Source organism: Salegentibacter salarius, from assembly GCF_900168265.1.
Taxonomy (GTDB): Bacteria; Bacteroidota; Bacteroidia; order Flavobacteriales; family Flavobacteriaceae; genus Salegentibacter; species Salegentibacter salarius.
In genome coordinates this window covers 66,441-75,675 of sequence record NZ_FVZF01000017.1, presented here as the reverse complement: position 1 = coordinate 75,675, position 9,235 = coordinate 66,441, and the positions used below count along the sequence as shown (strand labels likewise).

Below are 9,235 nucleotides of genomic sequence, written 5' to 3'. Positions count from 1 at the left end.
ATCATAACCTGATCCGTCTCAAAGAAAAAGCTAGGAACCTACTATTAAGTGAAGCGGGAATAGCACATCGTAAACGTCGGTGCTGGGATGTGGAAGCCGTTTTTGGGAATATCAAGCAAAACATGGGCTTCAAGCGATTTATGCTTCGGGGAATGGAGAAAGTAACTACTGAAATAGGGTTAATCGCTATGGCGCACAACTTAAGAAAATTCAGTATAGCATAGGAAGGGGGCTTCCTTCCTTTTTTATCATTAAGAATATCTACAAAAGAAGAAGCGCTTCTCTCACAAAAACTTTTATCAATAAAAAAGGCCATCTAAATACTTTTTAGACGGCCTCCAAATTAGTCAACCAAACACAGTTTAATTTAAAAACTAGTTGAAACTAACTTTTAAGAATTTAAAGATTAAAACTTTTAGCTGTCGAAAATCTTTAAAATGCTTCCGAAGCGTAGTTTTAAAAACCAGGTGGTCTTTTAAGTAAAAGTTTTCACACTGTACATCGTCACATTCCTTTAATCCTTCCAGTTTATTTTTATAATCAAAGAAAGTGCTTAAATGAAACTCATTCGCTTTATTTATTAGCTCAAGTTGCTTTTTTAAATAAGAAGCATCTTCTTTATTTATCGCTACACTTACAGTTTCCTTTAAGCCTGATCCTAAAATATTGCTGAAGAAATCAATTTCCTCACTAATATTAATAAGACGCTCCTCCCAGTCTTCTGATTCAGATTGGATACTTAAAATTTGTATTTCCTCATCATTATGATGTTCCTGAAATTTTTCCATCATCTTACTTTATTTTTGCACTTTTACTTCCCTCGCCATTTGCTCAACCTTTATAATATTAATAAGGTTTTTGCCCGTAGGGAATTCCCATTCTACCTCATCTCCCTGCGCATAACCAAATAAAGCCAGGCCCATAGGAGCAAGTATAGAAATCTTATTTTCCTTGATATTGCTATGATCTGGAGTAACAATCTGGTATGTTCTATTTACACCAAAAGGAGTAGCGATTTCAACTTTAGAGTTGAATCTCACCACATCTTCAGGCATATTTTTTTCACTCAAAATTTTAGCAAAATCAAGATCGTTCTTTAGTTTTTCTATGGAGGCACGATAACTATTATCTTTATAATATTGCGCCATAGAAACTATACGTTTTAAAAGTTCATATTCTACCTCTTCGATTATAATGACATCATATTTCATTTTTTCATCATAATTAATTAAGGAAAAATACCTCGCTGATTATAAGCAGTCTCAATCCTGGAAATAGCCAGAATATAAGCGGCAGTTCGCCAGTCGGTGTTTCGTTCTTCAACTTCTTTTTCAACTTTTTTAAACACCTGAAGTAATTTTTTCTCTAATTTCTGCATCACTTCATCAAGCTCCCATAATTCACCATTCCTGTTTTGCAGCCATTCAAAATAACTCCCTATTACTCCTCCAGAATTACATAAAATATCCGGGATCACGGTGATTCCCTTTTCTAAAAGAATCGCTTCACCTTCTTCGTTTGTAGGGCCGTTAGCTCCTTCAGCAACTATTGAAGCCTTTATTTCGTAGGCATTATCGCCTGTAATCTGGTTACCAAGAGCGGCAGGAATTAGAATATCGCATTCCAAACCGAAGAATTCTGCTGGATTCATTTCGTTTGCTTCAGTAAAACCCTGGATAGAACCTTTTCGTGGACTTGAATGTTCAAATAATTTTTCTACTGAAATTCCTTCTTCATTATATAGCGTGGCGTGCGCATCCTGTACCGCAATCATTTTAGCACCATCTTCAATCAAGAACTTTGAAGCCCAATAGCCTACATTTCCAAATCCCTGTACAATAAAAGTTTTATCTTTTAGAGATTCTCCACGAGATTTTACAAGTTCCTTGGTGGTTAAATACACCCCAAAACCGGTAGCGCGGTCGCGGCCTTCCAAACCTCCTGAGCCCACCGGTTTCCCGGTTACCACGTGTTGATTTTGCGAACGTTCTGAAGTAGAAATTGTAGACATATAAGTATCTGCAATCCAGGCCATGGTTTGCGCATTGGTATTTACATCGGGCGCAGGAATATCGTGTTCCGGACCTATATTTTCGCCCAAAGCATAGGTGAACCTACGGGTAATTCGCTCCAGTTCTGCATCAGAATAATTTCTGGGATCTATCTGGATTCCTCCTTTGGCGCCACCATAAGGTAAACCGGCTAACGAAGTTTTCCAGGTCATCCACATGGCAAGTGCTTTGGCAGCATCTACATCTACCGTTGGGTGGTAACGTAATCCGCCTTTATAAGGTCCAAGGGCATTATTATGCTGAACCCGATAACCGGTAAAAATCTCTACTTTTCCATTATCCATTTTTACAGGAAAATGTACTACTATCTCGTTATTCGTTATCTCAAGGATCTTCTTAATATTCGGATTTAGATCAATGATGCCGGCTGTTTTATTAAACTGTTTAATAACCGTATCATACATACTTTGTTTGGGCATTGACTTTGTAGCTATCATTCTTTTAAAATTTTATTGAAAATGTTCACAATACATTTTTCGGTTGTCTTTCCAGGAGCAGTGGTGCCTTAAATCGCAATTAAAACAAAGCGTTTTAAAAAGTTCACTACCTGCCTGCTGTAGCTCCTTTTCGCTTTCTTCCATAACCGATGGTCTTTCCATTTCAACTATATTCATAGAATCTGTATTTTGGAAGACCTTAAAGCTAAAGCTGTGCCCAAAAAATTAAAAAATGAACAGAAGAATTTTAAATGATTGATTATCAATGAAAAATAAAGAGAAATAGAATTCTTCCTATTTTCTCTATTGGAAAGAAATTACCCGGATGGGAGATAATTACCCGGAGCTTATTTAATCTTTTCGCGTAAGGTTTTACGATCTATTTGAAGGATTTCTGCAGCTTTAGATTTATTCTGATCTACCGCGGCAAGAACTTTTAGAATATGCTTTTTTTCTACCTCTTTCAAGGCAACTAATTCTTCATCTACAGTCGGAACCTGGTATTTTACTGAAGCAGGTAAATCTTGCGGAAGAATTTCATCTTCACACATAATTATGGCCCGTTGAATTACATTTTCTAATTCCCTAATATTTCCGGGCCAATTATAACGCTTTAAAATTTCCACAGCTTTATCAGATAACTTTAAACCGGTTTTGCCGTAATCCCGCTGGTATTTTTCCAGAAAAGTTTTGGCAAGCGGTAAAGTATCTTCTTTTCGTTCCCGTAAAGGCGGTGTAAGAATATCTACAACATTTAAACGATAATAAAGATCTTCCCTAAAAGTTCCTTTTTCTATCATTTCGCGTAAATCGCTGTTTGTAGCCGCAATTACCCGAACCTGGATTTTTTCTGAATTCCTGGCACCCAGTTTTCGCACTTCTTTTTCCTGGAGAACACGTAACAACCTAATCTGAACCGCCAGTGCGGCCGTACCTATTTCATCTAAAAAAATAGTACCGCCATTAGCCGCCTGGAAATAACCTTCGCGGGTTTCTGAAGCGCCTGTATAAGCTCCTTTGGTGGAGCCAAATAATTCTGATTCGAGTAAATTCTCTGGAATAGCACCACAGTTCACCGCGATAAAAGGATTTTGGGCAAAAGAACCTTTATAATGAATTGCTCTTGCCACCAGTTCTTTTCCGGTACCGCTCTCCCCTCTTATTAAAATTGTAGCGCGGTTATTTTTCACTCTCTCTATAATATCTACTAGTTCTTCAAATTTTGCTGAAGAGCCAACCATCCCGCCGTAATTGGCTCTGATTTCGTTTGTAGAGGAGGTTTTTTTCGCTGATGTACGGTTTACTAGAGATTTTTTAACTGAAGTAAGTAACTCGGTTTTGGTAAATGGTTTTGGCAAATAATCCAATGCGCCAGACTTTATTGCTGTAAGTGCATTATCTATAGAAGGATAACCGGTAATTACAAGTTTTGGAATTTCAGGATAATGATCGTCTACATATTTTACCAATTCCATTCCATTCATTCCAGGCATTTGTAGATCGGTAATCAGTAAATCGATGCTGCTGTGCTTTAAAATATCTATAGCTTCCATCACCGAACCTGCCTTGTAAGTATGGTAATTTTCCTGTTTTAGGTGACGATCCAATACTTCCAGCATATCGTAATCATCGTCTACGATTAGTAAGTTTTCTTTGCGTATAGACATCTTAGAAGTTTAATGGTAATTTAATTTTAAAGATAGTCCCTTTCGGAATGTTTTGAGCAATGCTAATTTCTCCTTTATGACTTTTAACAATACCATGAACCACACTTAAACCAAGCCCGGAGCCTTCTCCAAGCGGTTTAGTAGTATAGAAAGGTTCAAAAATTTTATCTTTTACTTCGGGATCAATTCCTTTTCCTTCATCGGCAATTTCAATAGTATAATGATTTTGGTCACTATAAACTGAGATAATAATTTGCGAATTTTCGGGTGAATAATAAATCGCATTAATTACTAAATTAAAAAAGACCTGGGTTAATTGTATAGGGTCTACCTGAGCTTTTAAAGCAGGATCCTGAATATTAAATTTAAAACGAATATTCGCTTTCTTAAAATTGGGTTTTAAAAGCGAAAGTGCCTGGGTAATTACCGGCTTAACCTCAATTTTTTTTATGTCTTGCGGCATATCGCAGGAGAAAAACATAAGTTTTTTTACTACCTCTCTGGAATAAATCGCTGAATTAAGTATCTTTTGCGCATCTCGCTTTGTTTGTTTTTCAGAAGTCTTTTCTTCTATAAATTCGGCAAAACCTAAAATGTTACCAAGCGGTGTATTTAGCTCGTGAGCTATTCCCGCGGTAATTTCTCCTAAAATGGCTAGCCGGTCATTTCTTGCGGCAATTAGTTTGAGATGTTCTTCCTGAATTTTAATATTTTGACGTTCAAAAAAAAGGGCTATTTCATCGGCTATTTTATCAAGAACTCTTTGTTCCTCTACTAGAAAATGCGCTTTAGATAAATCTGATGCCGGATAATGCACTTTAATGAAGCCTACTTCACTTTCAGAAATTTTAATTATACTTTTCTGAGAATAACCTTCTTTCGGAATTGGGTTAGAGCTTAAATGATACGATTCACATTGTATCTCTACAGTTGCAAGCTCTGGAAAACGCCAGGCATTCTTAAGAATTTGTACAATAGATTTCAAAGTAGCTTCATAGGAACCTTCAAACTCTCTTATTGCAGATGAAACCTGATAAAGACAGGAAAGTTCTTTAATTCGCTCTTGCAACTTTTCTTCTACCGAAATACTATGGGCATCCATCTCAAAAGGCTTCTTTTAGCAAATATAGATAGAAAGAGTTGTTATAGATAAAAATGCCGATGAACAATTCAACACTCATCTGATTTCTTGTTTCAGGAAACTGAAATCAAAAATATATAATCTAAGATCTTTAGTGATATTCTCATTGTATATTTGAATTATAAACCCTGAATAATTGGAAGCGTTTAAAAATATAAATGAAAATAGGAGCCTTCAATTTCTTATTGGAATAGGCTCTGTTCTTTTGATCTCTTTTATTTTTTATCTCTTTATTGACTTTATTGGTTATCACGTAGTTGCATTAGTTTTACTTTTAATGGTTTCTATTCTAGCCATGTTTTTTAAGATCCTCCCAGTAGTGATCGTGGCTGTGTTGAGTGCTCTAATTTGGAATTTTTTATTTATTCAACCCCAATTAACTTTTAAAATAAACACCCCGGAAGATGCTCTTCTGTTTTTAATGTATTTTGTGATCGCTGTTATGAATGCGGTATTTACCACGAAAATTAGGAAGGCCGAAGCCCAGGCCAGGAAAAGAAAGGAAAAAGAAAAAACTATTCATTTATATAATACGCTGTTTAATTCGCTCTCGCACGAATTAAAAACACCCATTGCAGCCATAATTGGCTCTGTAGACACGCTAAAGGAAAATACTCAAAAGCTTTCTGCCGAAAACACCACTGATCTTTACAACGAAATTGAAATTGCCGGAAATAGACTAAACGGACAGGTAAAAAACCTCCTTAATATGAGTCGTTTAGAAAGTGGAGCTATTACCTTACAACTTAATTGGTATGATATAAATGAGATCATTTATAATGTGATTGAGCACAACCAAATAGGAGATAATAAGCATAGAATAATATATCATTCCAAAGACCTCCCTCTTTTTCAGTTTGATGGAACTTTAATTGAACAGATATTGCATAATATTATTCATAATGCAATTCAATATACCCCTGAAGGTTCCACGATTGAAATTGATGCGAAGGCAACACATGAAGCTTGTATTATTCAGATTTCAGACAATGGGAAGGGATTTCCAGATGAAAATATAGAACGCGTTTTTGAAAAATTTTATCGATTACCAAAATCGGTTACTGGAGGAACGGGCCTTGGCCTTTCTATTGCCCAGGGATTTGCCCAGGCCCATAATGGCAAAATTGAATTACGAAATAAAATAGAAGGTGGTGCAGAATTCACTATTACAATTCCTGCAAAAATGACCGACCCAAAACATTATCAAAATGAATAATGCAGAAATTCTTATTATAGATGATGAGCCGCAAATTAGAAAATTGCTCAAAATCACCCTGGAAAGCAACGATTATAAAGTGGTTTTAGCCGAAACAGGTAAAGAAGGTGTTCATCTGGTGGCAAATCACACTCCCGATCTTGTTATTTTAGACCTGGGTCTCCCCGACAAAAGCGGACACCTGGTTTTAAAAGACCTTAGAGAATGGTATGATAAGTCTATCATCATACTTTCTGTACAGGATGACGAGGCAGATATCATTAAAGCCCTTGACAATGGAGCATCAGATTATCTTACCAAGCCCTTCAGAACCGGTGAGCTTTTAGCCAGGATTAGAGCTTCCCTGAGAATTAGTTTGAATACCGATTCCCAACCAAATTTGATTACAGGCGATTTGGAAATAGATCTAAGCTCAAGAATAGTAAAAAGAGATGAGAATATTATAAAATTAACTGCTACCGAATATAATTTAATCGCCCTTTTAGCAAAAAATCAGGGTAGAGTATTAACCCATCAATTCTTACTAAAAGAAGTTTGGGGCCTGGGTTCTCAAAACGAAACCCAATATCTCAGGGTTTTCGTAGCACAACTTCGAAAAAAACTTGAAAAGAATCCTAATAACCCTAAACACTTAATTACAGAAAGTGGCGTAGGTTATCGTTTTGTTTAATCTTTATAAAATCTTTATACCCTTGGCGCATATTTTATATTCTGCTTATACCCTTAAACCTAACTTTGCAGTACAACTTAATAAAAGTACTGTGGCAAAACCTCAGAAAAAATCCGAAACCGAAAATAACCAATCCTATTCCCATCTTAAATGGCCAGCAATTATAATTGGAATATTGGTGGTAATTTTAGTGATATTATTTGACTACTGTTCCCGTCAGGGAACTATATAATGAAGGTAAGGATGTCGTCATTTTTCAAGAATATTTTACCAAAAATATACCAGGAATATAACCTGAATAAAGTCTCAGGGATTTTTAGCATATTTGGAATTATCCTTCTCATTTTCGATTTGGGCTTTACCCACCTGGAAGGCGAAAAACTTTTTTTAAAGAACCTTTATTATGTAGTTATAAGCGCTGGTTTTTTAATTGTGTTATTTAGAAGTCTAATCCCCAAAAAGACTATCCCCAAAAAAGTACTTTTTTTCGACTGGGTACTCAGTATTATCTTTGGGTTACTCATTCTTATGAAAATAGATTTTGTAATAGAAAATTTTAGTTTTCTACAGGTTTTTAATCACATGGGGTGGATTTACCTTGTACTCTGCCTCTTTTTTATACGCGAGGTTTCTTCTTTTAAAGTAAACTTTAAGAAAGAATATTTGAATCCGGCTCAATTATTTGTTGCCAGTTTTCTTTTAATAATTTTTCTAGGCACTTTGTTATTGCTGCTTCCCAAAGCTACATATTCCGGTATAGGTTTAATAGATGCCCTCTTCACTGCTACCAGTGCTGTTTGTGTTACAGGATTGATTGTAGTTGATACCGGAAGTTACTTTACCACCTTTGGACAAACGGTGATTATGATCTTAATTCAGTTAGGAGGTCTCGGGATTATGACCTTTGCCAGTTATTTTAGCTATTTCTTTAGGGGTAATACCTCTTATGCCAATCAGCTTATGTTAAAGGACATCAGCAATTCAGAGAAAATAGGCGAAGTTTTCGTAGTCTTAAAAAAAATATTGCTTTTAACCTTTAGTATTGAAGCAGTAGGAGCCTTTTTTATTTACCTCAATCTAGATAAAGCTTTAATAAACTCAGTATCTGAGCGTATTTTCTTTTCTATTTTTCATAGTATTTCGGGTTTCTGTAATGCAGGTTTCTCTACCCTGGAAAATAGTTTATATGAACCTGGATTTCAATTTAATTATACATTACAGCTAATTATTGCCTCTTTATTTATTTTGGGTGGTATTGGATTTCCTATTCTATTAAACCTTTATAAATATTTGAGGTATTATTTCATACAAAAATTAAAGAAGTTTAAGGATCCTAAAGAGGTTACATATATCCCCTGGGTTTTAAATCTTAACTCGAGAATCGTTCTATTTACTACCATTATTCTGTTAGTGGTAGGCACGGGATTTTTCTATATGTTTGAATACAATAATACACTAAGCGCGCATAGTGAATTTGGTAAAATTGTTACGGCATTTTTTGGCGCTGCAACTCCAAGAACGGCAGGTTTCAATTCTATTGACACCTCAGCTTTAAATTTTTCTACTTTGATGCTGATTTTTCTTTTAATGTGGATTGGAGCCTCTCCAGCTTCCACAGGAGGGGGAATAAAAACAAGTACATTTGCACTGGCTACTCTAAATTTTTTCAGTCTTGCTAAAGGAAAAGATAGAATAGAGGTATACAAAAGAGAGGTGTCTAATATCTCTATAAGAAGGGCTTTTGCTATTATTTCTCTATCTCTTTTAGTAATTGGAATTTCTTTATCGCTTATATCATTTTTTGAACCAGATCAAGCGATTATACCTATTACTTTTGAAGCTTTTTCAGCATATAGTACGGTAGGTTTAAGTATGGGAATCACTGCCGGTTTGAGTTCAAGTTCTAAACTGGTAATAATCGCTACCATGTTTATAGGGCGGGTTAGCATGCTTACCTTACTTATAGCCATATTGCGCAATATTAAATACCTTAACTATCGTTATCCTTCAGAGGAGATATTAATCAACTAAA

The 9,235-nt window shown here is 35.5% G+C and carries 10 protein-coding genes; 4 read left to right on the top strand and 6 right to left on the bottom strand.

Features of this window, described 5'->3' with window-relative positions:
• Positions 1–224: transposase (locus B5440_RS10490; protein ID WP_143533306.1), on the top strand; the 224-nt coding region annotated here is incomplete at its 5' end.
• Positions 225–374: 150 nt separating this feature from the next.
• Here B5440_RS10490 and B5440_RS10485 read toward each other — a convergent pair.
• The 6 genes from B5440_RS10485 to B5440_RS10465 form a co-directional block, all read right to left on the bottom strand.
• Positions 375–791, bottom strand: a complete 417-nt coding sequence (locus B5440_RS10485; RefSeq protein WP_070053567.1) for a hypothetical protein — start codon at positions 789–791, stop codon at positions 375–377.
• Between the two features lie 6 nt (positions 792–797).
• Positions 798–1,211, bottom strand: coding sequence for a GreA/GreB family elongation factor (locus B5440_RS10480; RefSeq protein WP_070053566.1), 414 nt, complete (start codon positions 1,209–1,211; stop codon positions 798–800).
• Between the two features lie 17 nt (positions 1,212–1,228).
• The gene (locus B5440_RS10475; protein WP_070053565.1) at positions 1,229–2,509 is read right to left on the bottom strand and encodes a Glu/Leu/Phe/Val family dehydrogenase; all 1,281 of its coding nucleotides are present in this window, start codon (positions 2,507–2,509) and stop codon (positions 1,229–1,231) included.
• A gap of 12 nt (positions 2,510–2,521) precedes the next feature.
• Positions 2,522–2,686 (bottom strand): hypothetical protein, encoded by a 165-nt coding sequence (locus tag B5440_RS15555; protein ID WP_157823639.1) that lies wholly within the window; start codon positions 2,684–2,686, stop codon positions 2,522–2,524.
• A 170-nt stretch (positions 2,687–2,856) separates the two neighbouring features.
• Complete coding sequence (locus B5440_RS10470; RefSeq protein WP_070053564.1) at positions 2,857–4,176, bottom strand: sigma-54-dependent transcriptional regulator; 1,320 nt, start codon at positions 4,174–4,176, stop codon at positions 2,857–2,859.
• Position 4,177: 1 nt separating this feature from the next.
• Positions 4,178–5,278 (bottom strand): sensor histidine kinase, encoded by a 1,101-nt coding sequence (locus tag B5440_RS10465; RefSeq protein ID WP_070053563.1) that lies wholly within the window; start codon positions 5,276–5,278, stop codon positions 4,178–4,180.
• A gap of 175 nt (positions 5,279–5,453) precedes the next feature.
• On the opposite strand from B5440_RS10465, the gene B5440_RS10460 reads away from it, so the two are divergent.
• From B5440_RS10460 to B5440_RS10445, 3 genes are all read left to right on the top strand, one after another.
• The gene (locus B5440_RS10460) at positions 5,454–6,533 is read left to right on the top strand and encodes a sensor histidine kinase (protein WP_079711122.1); all 1,080 of its coding nucleotides are present in this window, start codon (positions 5,454–5,456) and stop codon (positions 6,531–6,533) included.
• Positions 6,526–7,203, top strand: a complete 678-nt coding sequence (locus tag B5440_RS10455) for a response regulator (RefSeq protein WP_070053562.1) — start codon at positions 6,526–6,528, stop codon at positions 7,201–7,203. Before B5440_RS10460 ends, B5440_RS10455 begins: the two co-directional genes overlap by 8 nt.
• Before the next feature lie 243 nt (positions 7,204–7,446).
• A complete protein-coding gene (locus tag B5440_RS10445) occupies positions 7,447–9,234 on the top strand; it encodes a TrkH family potassium uptake protein (protein ID WP_070053571.1) in 1,788 nt (595 codons plus the stop codon).
• Position 9,235 lies beyond the last annotated feature (1 nt).